This is a genomic window from Chromobacterium sp. HL1, assembly GCF_057418835.1.
This window is the reverse complement of the sequence record NZ_CP162399.1, coordinates 1,604,320-1,624,121: the sequence shown is the minus strand read 5'-3', so window position 1 is coordinate 1,624,121 and position 19,802 is coordinate 1,604,320. Positions and strand designations below refer to the sequence as shown.

Here is a 19,802-nt window from a genome sequence, read left to right as displayed (position 1 = left end):
AACTATCAAAATGGCATCAAAGAAAATACATGTCTATGCATAGAAAAACTCATGCTAAGCCAAGGACTTGGCGCCGCCTCAGGTGGCCGCGCGCAATGCCCAGTCAAAACAACGGGTTGGCAGCAGGCGACGCAGCCACCAATACAATTTGGTGGGGAAAGTCACCCGGTAGCGCGCCGCCGGCTTGGCCGCGGTGATGGCGCGGTGCACCGCCTCCGCCACCGCGCTGGCCGGCAGGGTGAACGGCGCGGCGTGGCCCTCTTTCTTCAGACGCGCCAGCTGCTGCTGATAGGCCTCGCGGTGAAAACTGGCGTCGATGTCCACGTTCTTCAGGAAACGCGCCAGCGCATTGGGGCGGAAACGGCTTTCTATCGGCCCCGGCTCCACCAGGGACACATGGATGTCGGTGCCGTGCAGCTCGTGGCGCAGGGTGTCGCACAGGCCTTCCATCGCGAACTTGCTGGCGTTGTAAGCGCCGCGCCAGCGCATGGCGGCGAAGCCCAGAATGGAGCTGTTGAACACGATGCGGCCATGGCCCTGGGTGCGCATCACTTTGAGCGCGGCGTTGCTCAGCTCCCAGGGGCCGAACAGATTGGTTTCGAACTGCTCGCGCATCGCCGCGCGGCTGATGTCCTCCACCGCGCCCGGCTGGCCGAAGCCCGCGTTGTTGAACAAGGCGTCCAGGCGGCCGCCGGCCAGTTCCACCGCCTGGGCCAGGCCGTCGCGGATGGAGTCGGCGTCGTCCACGTCCAGCCGGATGCAAGTCATGCCCTCGCTGCGCAGGCGCTCCACGTCGGCGGCGGCGCGGCAGCTGGCGATCACGCGCCAGCCGCGCTGGGCCAGGATGACGGCGGTGTGGTAGCCGATGCCGCTGGAGCAGCCGGTGATCAGAATGGATGGTTGCGAATGCATGCTGGCCCCTGTCGTTTTCAATTGGCGACACCCTACCGCAAATGCGGGCGGCGGGGAATTGTCCGCTAGGCGCGTTCACTTTCCGCGCCGCCGGCATCTCCACGGCATTCGCGCTTGCCAAAAGCGCTCAATCGCCTCTGTCGCCGCACCGGGAAATTGGACTAGAATGACGGCCTTAAAGAGCCGCCCGCGCCCTCGCGACACCGATAGAACACGCACGGCCCGGCCACCACAAAGCACAATAAGGAAAACGCCATGGCTAAAGCCAGCAAAGCGCCGGCCAGTTTCGAAACCGCACTGGCCCAACTGGAAGACATCATCCAGGCGATGGAAAGCGGCGACATGCCGCTGGAAACGGCGCTCGGCTCCTACAAGCAGGGCATAGAATTGATCAAGTTCTGCCAGACCAAACTGGCCGACGCGGAACAGCAGCTGAAAATCCTGGAAAACAACGAACTCAAACCGCTGGAATTGTCCAATGGACAATAAACCGTTCATGGCCTGGATGACCGAGATCCAGCAGCAAGTGGAAGGCGCGCTGGAGCGCCTGCTGCCCTCCCCCCAGCACACGCCGCAAAAATTGCACGAAGCGATGCGCTACGTCTGCCTGGGCGGCGGCAAGCGGGTGCGCCCGCTGCTGGTATTCGCCGCCGGCGAACTGGTAGGCGCCTCGGCCGACAATCTGGCCCGCATCGGCTCCGCGCTGGAGATGGTCCACGTCTATTCCCTGGTGCACGACGACATGCCCTGTATGGACGACGACGTGCTGCGCCGCGGCAAGCCCACTTGCCACGTGGCTTACGACGAGGCCACCGCGCTCCTGGTGGGCGACGCGCTACAAACCCTGGCTTTCGACGTGCTCTCCGCGCCCATGACCGGGGTGGAAGCCACGGCTCAGCTGGCGATGACGCACACGCTGGCGCGCGCCGCCGGCCACGCCGGCATGGCCGGCGGCCAGGCCATCGATCTGGCCAGCGTGGGCAAGGCGCTGAATCAGCCTGAGCTCGAGTATATGCATTTGCTGAAAACCGGCGCGCTGATCCGCGCGTCGGTGCTGCTGGGCGCCATGGCCGGCCGGCCGCTGAGCGAAGACGAGACCGCCCGCCTGGACGTATTCGCCAAGCGCATGGGCCTGGCCTTCCAGGTGGTGGACGACGTGCTGGACTGCGAAGCGGACACCGCCACCCTGGGCAAGACCGCCGGCAAGGACGCCGCCCACGACAAGCCCACCTACGTCAGCCTGATGGGGCTGTCCGAAGCCAAGCAGTTTGCCCGCGACTTGCGCGACGAGGCGTTTGCCGCGCTGGAAGGATTTGGCGATTCCGCCCAACGATTGAAGGAACTGGCCGACTACATCGTCGCGCGCTCGTTCTGAGAAGCAGAAAACTATGTATCCCTTGCTCGAGACCATTCAAAGCCCCGCCGACCTGCGCAAGCTGTCGCGCCAGCAGCTTGCGCCGCTGGCCACGGAACTGCGCGACTTCCTGGTGGAAAGCGTCAGCAAGACCGGCGGCCACTTCGCCTCCAACCTGGGCAGCATCGAGCTGACCATCGCCCTGCACTATGTGTTCAACACCCCGGACGACCGCCTGGTGTGGGACGTGGGCCATCAAACCTACCCGCACAAGATTCTGACCGGCCGCCGCGAGCGCATGGGCAGCATGCGCCAGAAAGGCGGCCTGGCCGGCTTTCCCAAGCGCGACGAATCGCCGTACGACACCTTCGGCGTCGGCCATTCCTCCACCTCCATCGGCGCGGCGCTGGGCATGGCGGTGGCCGCCAAGACCCAGGGCATTGAGCGCAAGTGCGTGGCCATCATCGGCGACGGCTCCATGACCGCCGGCCAGGCCTTCGAGGCCCTCAACAACGCCGGTGCGATGGACACCGATCTATTGGTGGTGCTCAACGACAACGAGATGTCGATTTCGCCCAATGTCGGCGCGCTGAACAATTACCTGGCCAAGCTGATGTCCGGCCGCTTCTACGCGGCGATGCGCGAAGGCTCCAGCAAGGTGCTGGGCATCGCCCCGCCGCTGAAGGAGATCGCCAGCAAGGTGGAGGAGCACGTCAAGGGCTTCTTCACCCCCGGCACCCTGTTCGAGGAGTTCGGCTTCAACTACATCGGCCCGATCGACGGTCACGACGTGGACGTGCTGGTGGACACCCTGAGCAATATCCGCAGCCTCAAAGGCCCGCAGTTCCTGCACATCGTCACCAAGAAGGGCCACGGCTACAAGCTGGCGGAGAGCGACCCGGTCAAATACCACGGCGTCACCAAGTTCGACCCCAGCAACGGCCTGGCCAGCGGCAAGGGCGGCGGCAAGCCGCAATACACCCAGGTGTTCGGCGACTGGATCTGCGACATGGCCAAGCGCGACCCGCGTCTGGTGGGCATCACCCCGGCGATGCGCGAGGGCTCCGGCCTGGTGCGCTTCGAGCAGGAGCACGCGGACCGCTATTACGACGTGGCCATCGCCGAACAGCACGCGGTCACCTTCGCCGCCGGCCTGGCCTGCGACGGCGTCAAGCCGGTGGTGGCGATCTACTCCACCTTCCTGCAGCGCGCTTACGACCAGCTGATCCACGACGTGGCGCTGCAGAATCTGCCGGTGCTGTTCGCCATCGACCGCGCCGGCCTGGTGGGCGCGGACGGCCCCACCCACGCGGGCGCCTTCGATCTGTCCTTCCTGCGCTGCATTCCCAATCTGACGGTGATGGCGCCCTCGGACGAGAACGAATGCCGGCAGATGCTGTACACCGGCTTCCAGATGAACAGCCCGGCCGCGGTGCGCTATCCGCGCGGCACCGGCCCCGGCGCCGAGATCCAGGCCGAGATGACGGCGCTGCCGCTGGGCAAGGGCCTGCTGCGCCGCCAGGGCGAGAAAGTGGCCTTCCTCGCCTTCGGCAGCATGGTGACGCCGGCCCTGGCCGCCGCCGAGGCGCTGAACGCCACCGTGGCCGATATGCGCTTCGTCAAGCCGCTGGACGCGGAACTGGTATGCCGGCTGGCGGAGAGCCACGATCTGATCATCACCGTGGAGGAAAACGTGGTGATGGGCGGCGCCGGCTCGGCCTGTTTGGAGGCGATGCAGGCGATGGGCATCCTCAAGCCGGTATTGCAACTGGGCCTGCCGGATGATTACGTGGAGCACGGCGACCCGGCCGGCATGCTGACCGATTGCGGCCTGGACGCCGCCGGCATCGAGCGCAGCGTACGCCAGCGGCTGGCGATGCTGTAAGAAAACTTGTCGTCCAACTTCAACGCCCGGCTCCGCCGGGCGTTTTGCTTTGCCCCCTGAGAACCCACGCCAAGCGCCCATGCCGCCCGCCGTCGCTGAAGCGGCGTTCAGCTTTTGTCAGCCGCGCACATTTGCCACCGACATACAATCCATTCAGAGCGCGACGCCGCCGCGCCATTCACTGCAATGGAGTCATTCAATGTCGAACTATTGGGATTATATTGCCGAGTTTAAGAATGATATTGATGAGCTGCTGGAGAAGATCAGGCAGCGCACCGATGAACTGTCGCGGGCCAATCATCACATTATCGCCGCCGTGGCCGACGAGAAAGAAAATCCGGCCAAGGGCGTGGTGTTTTATGCGCCGGCCAACCAGGGCAATATCCAGAAGAACAATGCCGGCTGGCAGAAACTCTATATCGAGGCCAAGCCCAAAGGCGACGATCAGGCCGCCTACAATACAGAATTATTCGACAAGATTCGCAACAAACTGAACAGCTTGTCGCCAGCCGAGGCTTTCGGCGCCAAGCTCTTGCTGTCGGACAGCAGGAAGGGCAAGGCCACCATCACCCTGTTCTATCCCACCACCCACATCAAACTGCCCGTCATCAAGCCGCCCATCCCGCTGCCTGCCTGGCTATACACCTGCTACTTCGAGCCCTATATCGAAAACGTGGCCGACAAGCTGAATTCCGCCCTGAATCTCAGCGGCCCTAGCTTCTCCCTGCTCGCTTACTCCGACGAGGACGGCTCGGACGCCAAAGGCGTCATTTATAACAAACTGGGACTGAGCAACCCCGAGCTGGCCCATGTCGGCCATGCTTGGGCGCTGAAAACCTATTCCAGCAAAGCCGGTGGCCGCGACCAAGCCACCTACAAGGCCGAACTGTTCGACAAGATCAAGACCGACCTGAACTCCCTGCCGGAACAGCATCTGTTGTTGGCCCAGCTGTTCTTGACCGACCGCTCCGAAGGTAGAGCCCATATCGCCCTGCTCTACCCGCAAGAGATCCGCCCCATCTAGCCCGCCTGGAAGCGGCGGCGCTTCGCCGCTCAAACGCAAGCCGCAGTCAAAACGGAAGCCCCCGGGCTTCCGTTTTTTGCGCCGCGGGATCCCGGCTCAGGCCTCCAGCAGATCCAGGATGCGCCGCGCCGTTTCCACCGGCCGTTCCAGCGGAAACAGATGACTGCCCTGCTGCATCTGCACCTGGATATTGAAGTGCTTGCGCATGAAGCGCAGGTCCGCCGGTTTCAACACGTCGGAGCCGACGCCGGCGATAAAAGCCGCCGGCACTTTCAATTGGCCGCGATAACGCGGAAAATCATGCGGCAGCGAACAATAGATGTCATGTTCGATCCGCGGACGGAATTTAAGCTTGCGTCCACCCTGGCCGTCGTCCACCGTGCCGTGCTCGGCGTAGTCGGCCAGGCAGTCCGGATCGAAGCGGGCGAACATGGACTTGCGGGCGAAGTAGTCGTGAACCATGGCCACCGACGCCCAGTTGTCGCGCCGCTTCAGGGTGTTGCCGCCCGGGGTGATGCGATCGATGAAGCCCAGCTTCTTGGCCAGCCAGATGCCGCGCGAGCGGAACGGCCCCATCAGCGGCGAATCCAGGATCACGATGCGCTTGAACAGCTCCGGCCGGCGCAAGGCGGCGTAGAACATCAGGAAGCCGCCCAGAGAATGGCCGACGCCGACGATAGGGCCCTGATAGTGGCTTTCGATGTGGGCGATGGTTTCCTCCACCAGATGCGGCCAGCAGTCGGTGACCGGATAGGCCGGATCGTGGCCGATGGCGTCGAGGAAGCCCACCTGGCAGCGCTCGCCCAGCGCGTCCAGGAATTTGCGGTAAACCGAGGCCGGGAAACTGTTGGCATGAGCAAAGTGAATCGTTTCTCGCATGATGTCTGGTATTGCGCCCTAGTTTTTATATAAATATTCTATCTTACCGTTTGCCCGTTATTTGAATTTAATGCATATTGTTTTCGCATAGCAAGACGCGGCCGCGACCAAGTCCGCCGCCTTCCGCACCCCGCCCGGCCGCCATGGAACCAAGCCTTCGCGCGCCGGTCATTCAAACGCTAACGACCATAAACCATAGAGTCATCCCGTGCCAATCAACTTATCGCTACTCTCATCCCGGATCGTGGGCTTGCTCGCGGTCACGCTGGCCTGCCTGGGCTTGAGCCTGCCCGCGCACGCCGTCAACCAGGACGACTTGCTGCCGGCCGAACAAGCCTTCGCCGCCAAGGTTGAGCGCGCCGGCGACCAGCTTCAGCTGACGCTGGACGTGGCCCCCGGCTACTACCTGTACCGCGACCGCACCCAGATCAGCAGCCAGCCGGCCAATCTGGTGGGCGCGCCGCAATTCCCCGCCGGCAAGGAAAAGAACGACCAGTACTTCGGCAAGCAGACCGTGTTCATCGGCAAGAACGTGGTGACCGTGCCCCTGCAGCCCAACGCGCCGGCCGAATTCGAACTGCAGGTCAAACTGCAAGGCTGCGCCGACGCCGGCGTGTGCTACCCGCCCTACACCCACAAGCTCAAGGTGGGCGGCACGCCGGCCGCCGGCGGCAAGCTGGGCGAATGGCTGTCGGAGGCCTCCCCGCAGGGAAAGTCCTCGGCCGGCAACAATGAGCTGGCAGCCCAGGGTTGGCTGACCACATTGGGCACCTTTCTGCTGGCGGGCATAGGCATGGCCTTCACCGCCTGCATGTATCCGCTACTGCCCATCGTTTCCTCATTGATTGCCGGCCAGGGCGCAACGCTGACCCGCCGCCGCGGTTTCCTGTTGTCCTTCACCTATGTGCAGGGCCTGGCGCTGACCTATACCCTGGTCGGCGTGGTCGCCGGCCTCACCGGCGCGCTGCTGACCGTGTGGCTGCAACAGCCGGCGGTGGTGCTGAGCGCCAGCGCGCTGATGGTGGTGTTCGCGCTGTCCATGTTCGACCTGTTCACCATCCAGCTGCCGTCGGCGCTGCAGTCGCGGCTGGCCGACACCTCCAACCGCATGTCCGGCGGCAAGTTCGCCACCGTGTTCATCATGGGCGCGCTATCCGCGCTGATCATCGGCCCCTGCGTCGCGCCGCCGCTGGCGCTGGCGCTGGGCTATATCGGCAGCACCGGCGACGCCGCGCTGGGCGGGGCCGCGCTGTACGCGATGGCGCTGGGCCTGGGCCTGCCGTTGATCCTGATCGGCACCTTCGGCGGCCAGGTGCTGCCGCGCGCCGGCGGCTGGATGAAAACCGTCAAGGCCTGCTTCGGCGTGGTGATGCTGGGCCTGGCCGTCTGGCTGGCCACGCCCTTCCTGCCGGGCGCGCTGGTGATGCTGCTGTGGGCCTTGCTGCTGATAGGCAGCGCGGTGTCCCTGGGCGCGCTGGAAGCGCTGCCCGGCAACGCCGGCGCGCCGCGGCGGCTGGGCAAGGCCGCCGGCGTGGCGCTGCTGCTGATAGGCGCGGCCCAATTGGCCGGCCTGCTGGCCGGCGCCGACAACCCGCGCTACCCCTTGCGCTGGCTGGGCCAGGGCCAGGCGGAAGCCAAGGCCGCCGCCGTGTTCCAGCCGGTGGCGAACAGCGCTCAGCTGGACGCGCTGCTGGCCAGGGCCAAGACGGAAGGCAAGCCGCTGCTGCTGGACTTCTACGCCGACTGGTGCGTGTCCTGCAAGGAGATGGAGGCGGAAACCTTCCCGGACGCCGCGGTCAGCCGCCAGATGCAGGGCTATGTGCTGGCCAAGGCCGACGTGACCGCCAACAACGCCGAGCACCAGGCGCTGCTCAAGCGCTTCGGCCTGTTCGGCCCGCCGGGCATCATCCTGTTCGACAAGCTGGGCCAGGAGGCGGACCGCGTGATCGGCTTCACCCCGGCGGAAGCCTTCGCCAAGACCTTGGCGGCGGCGAATCCGCAATAGCCGCAAGCGCCAATTGCATTCACGCCCATTGCATTGCAGAATCAGCGGGCCGATCTTCCGATCGGCCCGTTTTCATTTTCCGAGAGCCCCATGGCCATCAATAAAGCGTTCTCCAATGTCAGCATTCTGGCCGTGTTCCAGATCGCCATCATCGCCCTGCTGGTGATGTCTTGCCTGCGCGTGATCCAACCCTTTCTCGGCGCCCTGACCTGGGCCTCCATCATCGCCATTTCCGCCTGGCCGCTGCATTGCCGGCTGCGGCAAAAACTGGGGGAGCGCCACAAGCTGGCCGCCCTGCTCATCGTGTTGGCGCTGGCGCTGGCGCTGGCCATTCCCATCGGCCTGATGGCGCTGACCTTGGCGGACACCCTGCCCCATCTGTCCGGCCTCACCCATGATCTGACCCAGCTGACCCTGCCCAACGCGCCGGCCTGGCTGGCCAATATCCCGGTGGTGGGCGAAAGCCTGCAAAAGCTGTGGGGCAGCGTGCAGGCCGACTTGCCCGGCTTCTTCGAAAAGATCCGCCCGGCGGTGAACCAGGGCGCGCTGTGGCTGTTGTCCGGCGGCGCCAATCTCAGCCTGAGCCTGCTGGAGATCGTGCTGGCCATCATCGTGTCCGGCCTGCTGTTGATCAACGGCGACCGGCTGTGGGACATGGTGGAGCTGATCGTGATCAAGCTGGGCGGCGCGCCGGCCGGCGAACTGCCGGACGTGATCGCCCGCACCATACGCAGCGTCACCACCGGGGTGGTGGGCACCGCGCTGGCGCAGACCATTCTGTGCGTGATCGGCCTCTTGATCGCCGGCGTGCCCGGCGCGCTGGTGCTGGGCTTCCTTTGCTTCATCGTCGCGGTGGCGCAGATGCCGACGCTGATCGTCTGGCTGCCGGCCGCCGCCTGGGTGTTTTACATCGGCAACACCGGCCTGGGCATCTTTCTGCTGGTCTGGGGCTTTTTGCTGATCAACACCATAGACAACATCCTGAAGCCCTTGCTGATCAGCCAGGGCGCGCAGATGCCGCTGTCGCTGATCTTCCTGGGCGTGATCGGCGGCCTGATCGCCTGGGGGGTGATAGGCCTGTTCATCGGCCCCACCCTGCTGGCGGTGGCCCTGACCATGCTGCGCCACTGGCTGCGCCCGGAATGTCCGGAACCCAAGGCCGGCGAGGCCGAAGCGCGCGGCGAGCGGCAGACCGCGGATTAAGAGATCGATACCGGACGGAGACTTGTTCATGACTTTCGCCACCCTGCTCGCCTTCGCCTTCATCATGTCCGTCGGCATTCTCACCCCGGGGCCGACGGTGTTGCTCGCGCTGAGCAACGGTTCCCGCTTCGGCCTGCGCTACGCGCTGTACGGCATGCTGGGCGCGGTCTTGGCAGACTTGCTGCTGGTGCTGTTGGTGGGTCTGGGTTTCGGCGCGCTGCTGGCGGCGTCCGAAACGCTATTTCAGATCGTCAAATGGCTGGGCGTGGCCTTTCTCGCCTATGTCGGCCTGCAGATGCTACGCGCCAAAGGCGGGCCGGCCTTGTTCCGAGACGCCGCGCGCCAGCCTTCGCGCTGGGCCGCCGTCGCCAAGAGCTTTTCCGTGGCCATGGGCAACCCCAAGTATTATTTCTTCATGTCCGCGCTATTGCCTCAGTTCGTCTCGCCGGCCGAAGCCCAGTTGCCCCAGTACCTGGCCTTGGCCGCCGTGATCGTGGCGATAGACGTGCTGGCGATGAGCGGCTACGCGCTGCTGGGCGCGAAGTCTCTGCAACTGTGGCGGGAAAACGGCGTGAAGTGGCTGAACCGGATCAGCGGCGGCGCCTTGCTGGCCTTGGCGGGGTCGATCGCGCTGTACCGCAGGAGCGCTTGAGCGCCCAATGCCATAAACAAGGGCCCCTACGGGCCCTTTTTGTTGGCGCTCAAAACGCCGGACACTCCACTTCCCAATCGTCCTCGCTCAGATGCAGGTGGCAGGCCAGCCGCCAAGGCCGCGCCTCGGTCCAGCATTCGCTGGCGGCCTGGGCAGCGTCTATGGCGCCGGCGCGCAGCAGCACATTGCGTTCCTTGCGGCTGGGCCGCTGCTCCGCCTCCGGCGTCGCCAGCCTCACCTTGCAGGTGCCGCAAGTGCCCTGGCCGCAACGCCAATGCAGGGGCACGTCCGCCAGCCGCGCCAGGTCCAGCAGATTGTCTCCGGGCATGGCCTGCTGCTCGCCGAGCAGCGCGCCCTTGTCATCGACGAAGCGGATGGTGGGCACGGCTTACTGCACCAGCGGCAGATAGGCCAGCATGTCGCCGCGCGCCACCGCCTGGCCCGGCTCCAGCCGCACCAGGCCGTCGGCCCAGGCGCAGGACATCAGCACGCCGGAGCCTTGCTGCGGGTACAGTTCCAGCTGCCAGCGGCCGTCGACGCACACGCGCCGCACGCGGATGAACTCGCTGCGGCGCGCGTCCGGCCGGGTCCAGTCGAAGGCCGCCGGATACGGGCCTTCCGGCGCCAGCGCCGAGACCGGCAGGCCGGCGCGCCGTTCCAGGAAGGCGCGCGCCAGCACCTGGAAGGTGACGAAGCCGGACACCGGATTGCCCGGCAGGCCGATGAAGTCAGCCTGCCCCACCTTGCCGTAAGCCAGCGGCTTGCCCGGCTTGATCGCCAGTTTCCACAGGTCCAGCGAGCCCTCGGCCTCCACCGCGGCCTTGACGTGGTCTTCCTCGCCCACCGACACCCCGCCGCAGGTCATGATCACGTCGGCGGCGTCGGCGGCATCGCGCAGCGCCTCTCGGGTGGCGCCCAGGGAATCGCGGACGATGCCCAGATCGATCACCTCGCAGCCCAGGCGCATCAGCGCCGGCGCCAGCCAGTAGCGGTTGGAGTTGTAGATCTGGCCGGCGGCCAGCGGCCGGCCCGGCTCCACCAGTTCGTCGCCGGTGAAGAACACCGCCACCCGCAGCGGGCGGCGCACCGTCAGCGTTTCCACGCCGATGGACGCGGCCAGGCCGATGTCGGCCGGGTTCAGCACTTTGCCGGCCGGCAGGATTTCCTGGCCGGCGCGGATGTCCTCGCCGCGACGGCGGATGTTCTGGCCGGCGCTGGCCGGTTGGCTGAAGCTCACCGTGCCGTCGGCGGCGGTTTCCGCCTGTTCCTGCATGATGACGGCGTCCGCGCCGGGCGGAATGGGCGCGCCGGTGAAGATGCGCGCCACGCTGCCGGCGGCCAGCGCCTGCGGCACGCTGCCGGCCGGCACCCGCTGCGACACCGGCATCGCCGCCGCTTGTTCGTCGGCGCGCAAGGCGTAGCCGTCCATCGCGCTATTGTCGTGCGGCGGCACGTCCAGCGTGGCCAGCACAGGCTCGGCCAGCACGCGGCCGGCGGCGGCCAGCAATTCGACTTGTTCGGTGGCGCTCAGCGGCTGGGCGCGCTCCAGCAGCCAGTCACGGGCTTGTTCAAAGCTCAGCATGGGGCAGATCCAATCGTGAAATCAGGAAGGCGGCGACGGCGTCGACGTCGTCGCGGTGAAACCAGGGAAGGTCCAGCGTTTGCGGCAGATCGCCGACCACGGCCAGAACTTGCGGATCAACAGGATGCAAGGCCGGCGCGGCCAGCGCGCTGTTGACCACTTCTATCTTGGGAATGGCTTCGTGTTTGAAGCCTTCGGCCAATACCAGATCGCAAGGGCCCAGCATGGCCAGGTGGGCGGCCAGCGGCAGATCGTTGCTGTCCGCCAACTCCTCCACCAGCATGCGGCGGCGGGCCGAGGCCAGCAGCACTTGCGCGGCGCCGGCCTGGCGATGCCGCCAGCTGTCCTTGCCCGGCGTGTCCCAGTCCACGTCGTGGTGGGTGTGTTTGATCACGGCGACGCGCAGGCCGCGCGCGCTCAGACGGGGAATCAGTTTTTCCAGCAAGGTGGTCTTGCCGCTGCCGGAATAGCCGGCGAAACCCAATACATGCATAGCGCCGACGCCCCCATAAAGATTCAGGCGGCCATGATAGCATGGCCGCCTGTAGGCTTGACTCCTACCAAAGAGCTAGCCGCCTAAGCCGCGTGAGCGAGCTTGTTGGCGGGTTCCGGCGTCTCAAAACGTTTCCAGTCCACGATCATCACCTGGGTCAGGCCGCAGTCCACCGCCAGCTGCGCCTCGATTTCCTCCAGCACCTGATGGCAATGGATCACGCCGTTGATCACCACTTCGGCCCGGCGCATCACGCTGTCGTCCGGCGTGACAAACCATATGCAGTAATGGCCCATATTCGCTCCCCCAGGTGGTTTCATCGCGACGGCCGACGCATTGTCCCGCCGTCAACTACAAATATCGTCCCAGTTGCCGCCAAACTTCAAGTTTTCTGTCAAAGGCCAGGGTATGCGCCGGGCTGGAAGAAGGCAAGGCCAGGATGTCCAGCCCCAGGCCATCCAGCTGTGCGGCCGCGCGCGCGGCGGTGGCGCCATTGAAGGCGACCGCGCGCAGCCGCGGCAGGCTTTGCGCCAGTTCGCGCAGATCGTTGGCCTGCTGATCGCGGATGTCGGCGTCCAGGCTGCCGCGCCGCCGCGCGCTGGCGATCACGTCCCACAAGGCCACGCCGGCCTGTTGCAGCGCGTTCAGGCGTTCGGCGTAGGCCAGCTCGACCAGCGGCCGGCCGGTGATCGCCTGCAGCAGCGGCCAGAATTGATTGCGGGGATGAGCGTAGTACTGGCCGGCCTGCAAGGAGGCGTCGCCGGGCAAGGAGCCCAGCACCAAGACGCGGGCGTCCGGCCGCGCCACCGGCGGGAAACAGGATTTGGCGGCCGCGCCGCTCAAAACAGCTGTCCCTGCTGACGCAGCAGCCAGGCCTTGACCGGGCCGAAGCTTTTGCGATGCGCCGGCAAGGCGCCGTGCTGCTCCAGCGCGGCCAGGTGTTCGGCGGTGGGGTAGCCTTTGTGGCGGGCGAAGCCGTATTGCGGATGCAGAGCGTCCAGCGCCACCAGTTCGGCGTCGCGCGCGGTCTTGGCCAGGATGGAGGCGGCGGAGATGGCCGCCACCTTGGCGTCGCCCTTGACGATGGCTTCTCCCGGCACCGGCAGGCCCTTGGGCACGCGGTTGCCGTCGATCAGCGCGCGCGTCGCCTGCGGCTGCAGGCCTTGCACCGCCCGCGTCATCGCCAGCATGGTGGCGTGCAGGATGTTGAGCGTGTCGATTTCCTCGACGCTGGCGCTGGCGATGCACCAGGCCAGCGCGTCGCGCTTGATCAGCGGCGCCAGTTCATCGCGACGGGCCTCGCTCAGCACTTTGGAATCGGCCAGGCCGGCGATGGGCTTGGCCGGGTCCAGAATCACCGCGGCGGCGAACACCGCGCCGGCCAGCGGACCGCGGCCGGCTTCGTCGACGCCGGCGATCCGCTCCAGATCCAGCCCGCTCATTGCCGCCCCGCCACTTGCAACACCGCGTCCGCGGCCAGCGCGGCGGTGTCCTGGCGCAGCGACTGATGCAGCTCGGTGAAGGTCTGCACCATCTCGCGGCGCGCGTCCTGATCTTCGTACAGCCTTTGCATCTCCGCCGCCAGCTTGGCCGGCGTGGCCTGTTTCTGCAGCAGTTCCGGCACCACGAAGCGGCCGCACAGGATATTGGGCAGGCCGACGTAGGGCAGACGGATCTTGCGTTTGACCAGGCGGTAGGTCAGCGGGGACAGCTTGTAGCTGATCACCATCGGCTTCTTGGTCAACGCCACTTCCAGCGTGGCGGTGCCGCTGGTGACCAGCACCGCGTCGCTGGCGATCATCGCCATCTGCGCGTGGCCGAACAGCTTGCGCAAGGGCAGATCCCAGCCCTTGCAGCGGCTCAACATGCGGTCGAACAGCTCCATGGTGGGGCGGGTGGCCAGCGGCACCAGGAACTGGGCGTCCGGATAGCTTTTCAGCAACAGCTTGGCGGTTTCGATGTACAGCGGCGCCATGTGCTCCAGTTCGCCGATGCGGCTGCCCGGCATCAGGGTGAACACCGGCGCGCGCTGCGGCAGCCCCAGCTGCTCGCGCATCGCGCCCTGGTCCGGGCGCAGCGGAATCTCGCTGGCCAGCGGATGGCCGACATAGGTGACCGGCACCCCGGCCTGACGGTATAAGGGCGGCTCCATCGGGAACAGGCACAGCATATGGCTGACGCTGCGGCCTATCTTCTGCACCCGCTCCGGCCGCCAGGCCCAGACAGAGGGGCTGACGTAGTGAACGGTGGGAATGCCGGCGCGCTTGAGCGCGGCCTCCAGGTCCAGATTGAAGTCCGGCGCGTCGATGCCGATGAAAACGTCCGGCTTTTCCGCGATCAGGCGGTCGCGCAGGGTGCGGCGGATGCGCAGCAGTTCCGGCAGGCGCTTGAGCACCTCGGCGTAACCCATCACCGCCAGCCGGCTTTGCGGCGCGTGGCTGACAAAGCCTCTGGCCTCCATCCGCGGGCCGCCGATGCCGGCGAACTCGATGTCGGGATAGCGCGCCAGCAGCGCGTCCATCAGGTGGGCGGCAAGAAGGTCGCCAGAGGCTTCCCCAGCCACCATGGCGACCTTCAGTGCCCGCTTGCTTTTAAACAAAGTGTCGGGCATGGATCTCAGCGAATGATGCCTCTGGCGGACTGGCCAAAGAAGCGGGTGAACGGAGCCAGTTCATCGTGGCCGGCGGCGGCTTCCGCCAGGATGGCGGCCTTGGCGTCCTCAAACGACAGGCCCTGACGGTACAGCGTCTTGTAGGCGCCCCGCACGCGGCGGATCTGCTCGGCGCTGAAGCCGCGGCGCTTCATGCCTTCGGCGTTGATGCCGGAGGGCACCGCGCGGTTGCCGTGGGCGGTGACGAAAGGCGGCACGTCCTGGGCCACGGCGCTGGCGAAGGCGGTCATCGCGTGCTCGCCGATGATGGCGAACTGGTGCACGCTGGTGAAGCCGCCCAGAATCACCCAGTCGCCCAGCTGCACATGGCCGGCCAGCGTGGCGTTGTTGGCCAGGATCACGTTATTGCCCACCTGGCAGTCATGCGCGACGTGCACATAGGCCATCACCCAGTTGTCGTTGCCGACGCGGGTCACGCCCGCGTCCTGGGCGGTGCCGGTGTTGAAGGTGCAGAATTCGCGAATGGTGTTGTTGTCGCCGATTTCCAGACGGGTCGGCTCGCCGGCGTACTTCTTGTCCTGCGGCTGGGCGCCCAGCGAACAGAACTGGAAGATGCGATTGTTCTTGCCGATGGCGGTGTGGCCCTCGATCACCACGTGAGGGCCCACCCAGCTGCCGCTGCCGATGCTGACGTTGGGGCCGATGATGGTGTAAGGGCCGATTTCCACGTCGTCGGCGATCTGAGCCTTGGGGTCGACGATGGCGGTTGGATGGATGGCCATGATCACACCTCGCGCTTGGCGCACATGATTTCGGCTTCGCAAGCCAGTTGGCCGTCCACCAGCGCGCGGGCGGAATACTTGCCGATGCCGCGCTTGCTGGTGATCAGTTCCACTTCGAAGGTCAGCTGGTCGCCCGGCACCACTTGGCGCTTGAAGCGGGCGTTGTCGATGCCGACGAAGAAATACAGCTCGTTCTCGGCGCGCTCGCCCTGGCTGCGGATGGCCAGGATGCCGGCGGCCTGGGCCATCGCCTCGATGATCAGCACGCCCGGCATCACCGGGTATTGCTCGAAGTGGCCGACGAAGAACGGCTCGTTGATGGTGACGTTCTTCAGCGCCTTGATGCGCTTGTTTTCCTCGAACTCGGTGACACGGTCCACCAGCAGGAAAGGATAGCGATGCGGCAGATAGCGCATGATCTCGCGGACATCGATGGTGACGGCGTGTTCAGACATTGGGGGATTCCTCCTGATTCTTCATTTCTTTGAGCTCTCGCTCGAGCTGCTTGAGCCGCTTGGCCATATCGTCCAGATGACGGACGTGCACGGCGTTGGCCAGCCACTCTTTCATAGGTTGCAAGGGGTAAGACGAGGCGTAGGTGCCCGGCGTCTTGATCGACTTCGACACCAGGGTGCCGCCGCCGATATGGGTTTTGTCCGTAATCTCGATGTGGCCGACGAACATCGCCGCGCCGCCCACGGTGCAATAAGCGCCGATCTTGGCGCTGCCGGCGATGCCGACGCAGCCGGCGATGGCGGAATGCTCGCCGATCTGCACGTTATGGGCGATCTGCACCAGATTATCCACCTTGGCGCCCTTGCGGATCACGGTGTCCGCCATCGCGCCGCGGTCCACCGTGGTGTTGGCGCCGATTTCCACGTCGTCCTCAATGATGACGCGGCCGGTTTGCGGAATTTTGAACCAGTGATCCTTATCCCAGGCCAGGCCGAAGCCGTCGGCGCCGATCACGCTGCCGGAGTGCACGCCCACGCGGTGGCCAAGCACGCAGCCGTGATAAAGCGTGACATTGGGATAGAGCACCACATCGTCGCCCAGCACGCAGTCGTCGCCCACCACCACGCCCGGCATCAGCCGGCAGCGCTCGCCGATGACCGCGTTGCGGCCGATGCTGACGTGCTCGCGCACCTCCGCGCTGGCCGCCACCCGCGCGCCCTCGCCCAGCACCGCGCTGGGATGCACGCCGGCGCGGGCCAGCGGCTGCGGGTGGAATAGCGCGGCCAGCCGCGCGAAGTAGAGATAAGGGTCCGCGGCGACGATCCAGGAGCGCTGCTTCCAGACCTCGGTCTGCGCCAGCTCTTCCGCCATCTTGGGCGCGACGATCACCGCGCTGGCGGCGCTGTCGTCCAGCTGCTTGCGATACTTGGGATTGGCCAGAAAGGCGATGTCGCCGGCCGCGGCCGCTTCCAGCGGCGCCAGGCGGCCCACCGTCAGGTCCGGGCCGGCCAGTTCGCCGCCCAGCTGCCCGGTAATGAATGAGAGGGTATAAGCCATCAAAAACGAAAGCCGACCTGGGGTCGGCTTGCTCCCGTAATGTGAGTTGGCGCGCGGCCATGGCCGCGCGCATTCGGAACGGCCCTTGCGCCGCCCCGCCCTGCCTTCAGCGGTCCAGTTCTTTCAGAACCTTGGGCGTCAGGTCGTACTTGGGGTTCACATACACCACGTCTTGCAGGATCAGGTCGTACTGCTCGCGCTCGGCAAGCTGCTTGAGCGCGCGATTGGCCCGCTCCTGCACCGAAGCGAACTCCTCGTTGCGGCGCTGATTGAAGTCTTCGGACAGCTCGCGGCCCTTGGCCCGGTAATCCCGGTCCAAGGCCGCGTATTCACGCTCGTAGCGCTTGCGGTCGTCGGAATTCAAGCTGCTCTTGGCCAGTTGGGACTCCAGCTCCTTGGCGCGCGCCTCCATCTTCTTCAGCTCGTTGCGCCGCTCGGAGAACTCCTTGTCCAGACGTTTCTGGATGGCGATCGCCGGCGCCGCTTCGCGATAGATGCGCTCGGTGTTGACATAGCCCATTTTGAGATCGGCCGCCTGGGCCGACATGGCGGCCATGGATAAGAGCACGGCCGCCCATTGCAATGCTTTCATATAACAACCCCGTCAATTTTAGAACACGGTACCCAGCTGGAATTGGAAGCGCTGGACTTTGTCGTTGTCCTTCTTCTTCAGCGGATTGGCGATACTGAATTTCATCGGTCCGATCGGAGACAGCCAGGTCAACGCCACGCCTGCGGAGTAGCGCATGCCGTCGCCGGCGGAACTGCCGGCCACCGACGGATCCCACAAGGTGCCGGCGTCGAAGAACAGGCTGGTGCGCACCGACTTATTGTCCTTCATTCCCGGGAAGGGGAACAGCACTTCAGCGTTGGCCACCGCCTTGCGGGTACCGCCCAGGTAGTCGCCGTTGGTGTCGCGCGGGCCGATACTGCTGGTGTCGTAACCGCGCACCGAGCCCAGACCGCCCATGTAGAAGTTCTGGAAGAACGGCAGACGCGAAGTCTTGCCGTAGCCGTCGGCATAGCCCAGCTCGCCGTTCAGCATCAGCGTGAAGGTCTTGGTCAGCGGGAAGAACCAGGTCTGCTGATGGGTCAGGCGGTAGTACTGCAGATCGCCGCCCGGCAGGCCGGCGTCCGCGCCCACCTTGATCACCGCGCCGCGCGTCGGCCACAGCGCGCTGTCGCGGGTGTCGCGGCCCCAGCTGATGGTGCCCAGCAGCGTGTTGTTGCTGGCGCCGTACTGGTTGACGAAGTCCTTGTAACGCTGCGGACTGTTGTCGTAGGTGCTGATCTTGGTGTTTTCCGCGCCGATGCTGAAGTTGATGCGGTCGTACTCGGTCACCGGCACCCCGAAGCGCACCGCGCCGCCGATGGTGCTGGTCTTGTACGCGGAAATATTGGTGGCGTCCGGGTTGTAGACGCGGTTGTACAGGTCGTAGCCCAGGCTGACGCCGTCCGGCGTGAAGTACGGATCGGTGAAGGACAGCGACAGGTTCTTGTTCACCTTGCCGGTGGACAGGCCCAGCGACATATACTTGCCGGAGCCGAAGATATTGCTCTGCGACAGGTTGGCGGACAATTGCACGCCCTCGCCCTGCACGAAGCCGATGCCGGCGGACACGCTGCCCGTGGAGCGTTCCTTCAGGCTGATGTTCATATCCACCTGGTCGGCGGCGTCCGGCACCGCCGGGGTTTCGATGTTGACATCCTCGAAATAACCCAGCAGCTCCACGCGCTCCTTGCTGCGCTTGATCTTGTCGGCGCCGTAAGGCGCGCCTTCCAGCTGGCGCAGTTCGCGGCGGATCACTTCATCGCGGGTCTTGGTGTTGCCGGCGATGTTGACGCGGCGCACATAGGTCTTGCGGCCCGGATCCACGAAGAAGGTGAAGGCCACGGTCTGTTTGTCGTGGTCGATGTCGGGCAGCACGTTGACGTTGGCGAAGGCGTAGCCGGCCTGGCCCAGGCGGTCGCTCAGCGACTTGACCGACTCGGTGATTCTTTCATTGTTGAAAGTGTCCCCGGCCTTGGCCTGGATCAGCTTGCGCAGATCGGCTTCCGGCACTTTGAGGTCGCCGGCCAGCTTGATGTCGGAGATGGTGAATTTCTTGCCTTCGTGAATATTCACCGTCAGGAACATATCCTGCTTGTCGGCGCTGATCGACACCTGGGTGGAGTCGATGTTGAATTCCAGATAGCCCTGGTTCTGATAGAAGGCCTTGAGCTTTTCCAGATCGCCGGTCAGTTTCTGCTTGGAGTACTGGTCGTCCTTGGTCACCCAGGACAGCCAGCCGCCGGTGGTCAGGCTGAACTGGTCCACCAGGTCGGACTGCTTGAAGGCGCTGGCGCCGACGATGCGGATTTCCTTGATGCGCGCGGTCACGCCCTCGTTGATGTCCAGCGTCACCGCCACGCGGTTGCGTTCCAGCTTGGTCACCGACGGGGTCACTTCCACCGAGTACTTGCCACGGCTGTAATACTGGCGCTTGAGTTCCTGCACCGCGCCGTCCAGCAGCGCCTGATCGAAGATCAGCGATTCGGCGAAGCCGTTGTCCTTCAAGGCCTTTTTCAGCTGGTCCTTGCTGAACTCCTTGGCGCCGTTGATGTTGAGCTGGCTGACCACCGGGCGCTCGGCCACGGCCACGATCACCACGCTGTCGCGCGATTCGATGCGCACATCGTTGAAGAAGCCGGTGGCGAACAGGGCCTTGATCGCCTCGTTGGCCTTCTGGTCATTGAAGGTGTCGCCCACCTTGACCGGCAGATAGTTGAATACGGTGCCGGGCTCGGTGCGCTGCAAGCCTTCAACGCGAATGTCTTTGATGACAAAAGGATCAGCAGCCCAGGCCATGGAGGCCGAAGTCAGGCCCAGTACGGCTGCTGCAAGCAATTTCAATTTCATAGATCGGTT

General features: G+C 65.2%; 21 protein-coding genes. 7 read left to right on the top strand and 14 right to left on the bottom strand.

Annotation, left to right across the window (positions count from 1 at the left end; all coding sequences use genetic code 11):
• Window positions 1–78 precede the first annotated feature (78 nt).
• Window positions 79–912, bottom strand: coding sequence for an SDR family NAD(P)-dependent oxidoreductase (locus AB1Z25_RS07595; RefSeq protein ID WP_486636932.1), 834 nt, complete (start codon window positions 910–912; stop codon window positions 79–81).
• Between the two features lie 255 nt (window positions 913–1,167).
• Between AB1Z25_RS07595 and AB1Z25_RS07590 the strand changes: the two genes are divergently transcribed.
• From AB1Z25_RS07590 to AB1Z25_RS07575, 4 genes are all read left to right on the top strand, one after another.
• On the top strand, window positions 1,168–1,401 hold the full coding sequence (locus tag AB1Z25_RS07590; RefSeq protein WP_048412271.1) for an exodeoxyribonuclease VII small subunit: 234 nt from the start codon (window positions 1,168–1,170) through the stop codon (window positions 1,399–1,401).
• Window positions 1,391–2,287 (top strand): polyprenyl synthetase family protein, encoded by an 897-nt coding sequence (locus tag AB1Z25_RS07585; RefSeq protein ID WP_486636931.1) that lies wholly within the window; start codon window positions 1,391–1,393, stop codon window positions 2,285–2,287. The genes AB1Z25_RS07590 and AB1Z25_RS07585 overlap by 11 nt, the downstream gene beginning before the upstream one ends.
• Window positions 2,288–2,300: 13 nt before the next feature.
• Window positions 2,301–4,151 (top strand): 1-deoxy-D-xylulose-5-phosphate synthase, encoded by a 1,851-nt coding sequence (dxs, locus tag AB1Z25_RS07580; protein ID WP_227103849.1) that lies wholly within the window; start codon window positions 2,301–2,303, stop codon window positions 4,149–4,151.
• Between the two features lie 79 nt (window positions 4,152–4,230).
• Window positions 4,231–5,175, top strand: coding sequence for a hypothetical protein (locus AB1Z25_RS07575; protein WP_486636930.1), 945 nt, complete (start codon window positions 4,231–4,233; stop codon window positions 5,173–5,175).
• A 96-nt stretch (window positions 5,176–5,271) separates the two neighbouring features.
• On the opposite strand, the gene AB1Z25_RS07570 is transcribed toward AB1Z25_RS07575, so the two are convergent.
• Window positions 5,272–6,054: an alpha/beta fold hydrolase gene (locus tag AB1Z25_RS07570; RefSeq protein ID WP_107799099.1), complete on the bottom strand. Its 783-nt coding sequence runs from the start codon at window positions 6,052–6,054 to the stop codon at window positions 5,272–5,274.
• A 250-nt stretch (window positions 6,055–6,304) separates the two neighbouring features.
• On the opposite strand from AB1Z25_RS07570, the gene dsbD reads away from it, so the two are divergent.
• From dsbD to AB1Z25_RS07555, 3 genes are all read left to right on the top strand, one after another.
• Window positions 6,305–8,059 (top strand): protein-disulfide reductase DsbD, encoded by a 1,755-nt coding sequence (dsbD, locus tag AB1Z25_RS07565; protein ID WP_486636929.1) that lies wholly within the window; start codon window positions 6,305–6,307, stop codon window positions 8,057–8,059.
• Between the two features lie 90 nt (window positions 8,060–8,149).
• A complete protein-coding gene (locus AB1Z25_RS07560) occupies window positions 8,150–9,262 on the top strand; it encodes an AI-2E family transporter (protein WP_107799101.1) in 1,113 nt (370 codons plus the stop codon).
• Window positions 9,263–9,290: 28 nt separating this feature from the next.
• Window positions 9,291–9,914 carry a LysE family translocator gene (locus AB1Z25_RS07555; RefSeq protein WP_486636928.1) on the top strand — a complete coding sequence of 208 codons (624 nt, stop codon included), beginning with the start codon at window positions 9,291–9,293 and terminating at the stop codon, window positions 9,912–9,914.
• A gap of 49 nt (window positions 9,915–9,963) precedes the next feature.
• Here AB1Z25_RS07555 and AB1Z25_RS07550 read toward each other — a convergent pair whose 3' ends face one another.
• From AB1Z25_RS07550 to bamA, 12 genes are all read right to left on the bottom strand, one after another.
• A complete protein-coding gene (locus tag AB1Z25_RS07550; protein ID WP_107799103.1) occupies window positions 9,964–10,299 on the bottom strand; it encodes a 2Fe-2S iron-sulfur cluster-binding protein in 336 nt (111 codons plus the stop codon).
• Between the two features lie 3 nt (window positions 10,300–10,302).
• Window positions 10,303–11,496, bottom strand: a complete 1,194-nt coding sequence (locus AB1Z25_RS07545) for a molybdopterin molybdotransferase MoeA (protein WP_486636927.1) — start codon at window positions 11,494–11,496, stop codon at window positions 10,303–10,305.
• A complete protein-coding gene (gene mobB / locus AB1Z25_RS07540; protein WP_486636926.1) occupies window positions 11,483–11,989 on the bottom strand; it encodes a molybdopterin-guanine dinucleotide biosynthesis protein B in 507 nt (168 codons plus the stop codon). The genes AB1Z25_RS07545 and mobB overlap by 14 nt, the downstream gene beginning before the upstream one ends.
• 83 nt (window positions 11,990–12,072) lie before the next feature.
• A complete protein-coding gene (locus tag AB1Z25_RS07535) occupies window positions 12,073–12,285 on the bottom strand; it encodes a hypothetical protein (RefSeq protein WP_166453119.1) in 213 nt (70 codons plus the stop codon).
• Window positions 12,286–12,340: 55 nt separating this feature from the next.
• Window positions 12,341–12,832, bottom strand: coding sequence for a DNA-deoxyinosine glycosylase (locus tag AB1Z25_RS07530; protein WP_486636925.1), 492 nt, complete (start codon window positions 12,830–12,832; stop codon window positions 12,341–12,343).
• Complete coding sequence (gene rnhB, locus AB1Z25_RS07525) at window positions 12,829–13,431, bottom strand: ribonuclease HII (RefSeq protein WP_107799107.1); 603 nt, start codon at window positions 13,429–13,431, stop codon at window positions 12,829–12,831. Before rnhB ends, AB1Z25_RS07530 begins: the two co-directional genes overlap by 4 nt.
• Window positions 13,428–14,600: a lipid-A-disaccharide synthase gene (gene lpxB / locus AB1Z25_RS07520; RefSeq protein WP_107799108.1), complete on the bottom strand. Its 1,173-nt coding sequence runs from the start codon at window positions 14,598–14,600 to the stop codon at window positions 13,428–13,430. The genes rnhB and lpxB overlap by 4 nt, the downstream gene beginning before the upstream one ends.
• 5 nt (window positions 14,601–14,605) lie before the next feature.
• Complete coding sequence (gene lpxA / locus AB1Z25_RS07515; RefSeq protein WP_235089212.1) at window positions 14,606–15,382, bottom strand: acyl-ACP--UDP-N-acetylglucosamine O-acyltransferase; 777 nt, start codon at window positions 15,380–15,382, stop codon at window positions 14,606–14,608.
• Window positions 15,383–15,384: 2 nt separating this feature from the next.
• A complete protein-coding gene (gene fabZ / locus AB1Z25_RS07510) occupies window positions 15,385–15,837 on the bottom strand; it encodes a 3-hydroxyacyl-ACP dehydratase FabZ (RefSeq protein ID WP_019100286.1) in 453 nt (150 codons plus the stop codon).
• Complete coding sequence (gene lpxD / locus AB1Z25_RS07505; RefSeq protein ID WP_107799109.1) at window positions 15,830–16,894, bottom strand: UDP-3-O-(3-hydroxymyristoyl)glucosamine N-acyltransferase; 1,065 nt, start codon at window positions 16,892–16,894, stop codon at window positions 15,830–15,832. Before lpxD ends, fabZ begins: the two co-directional genes overlap by 8 nt.
• 106 nt (window positions 16,895–17,000) lie before the next feature.
• On the bottom strand, window positions 17,001–17,486 hold the full coding sequence (locus tag AB1Z25_RS07500; protein WP_107799110.1) for an OmpH/Skp family outer membrane protein: 486 nt from the start codon (window positions 17,484–17,486) through the stop codon (window positions 17,001–17,003).
• A gap of 18 nt (window positions 17,487–17,504) precedes the next feature.
• Window positions 17,505–19,793: an outer membrane protein assembly factor BamA gene (bamA, locus tag AB1Z25_RS07495; RefSeq protein WP_107799111.1), complete on the bottom strand. Its 2,289-nt coding sequence runs from the start codon at window positions 19,791–19,793 to the stop codon at window positions 17,505–17,507.
• Window positions 19,794–19,802 lie beyond the last annotated feature (9 nt).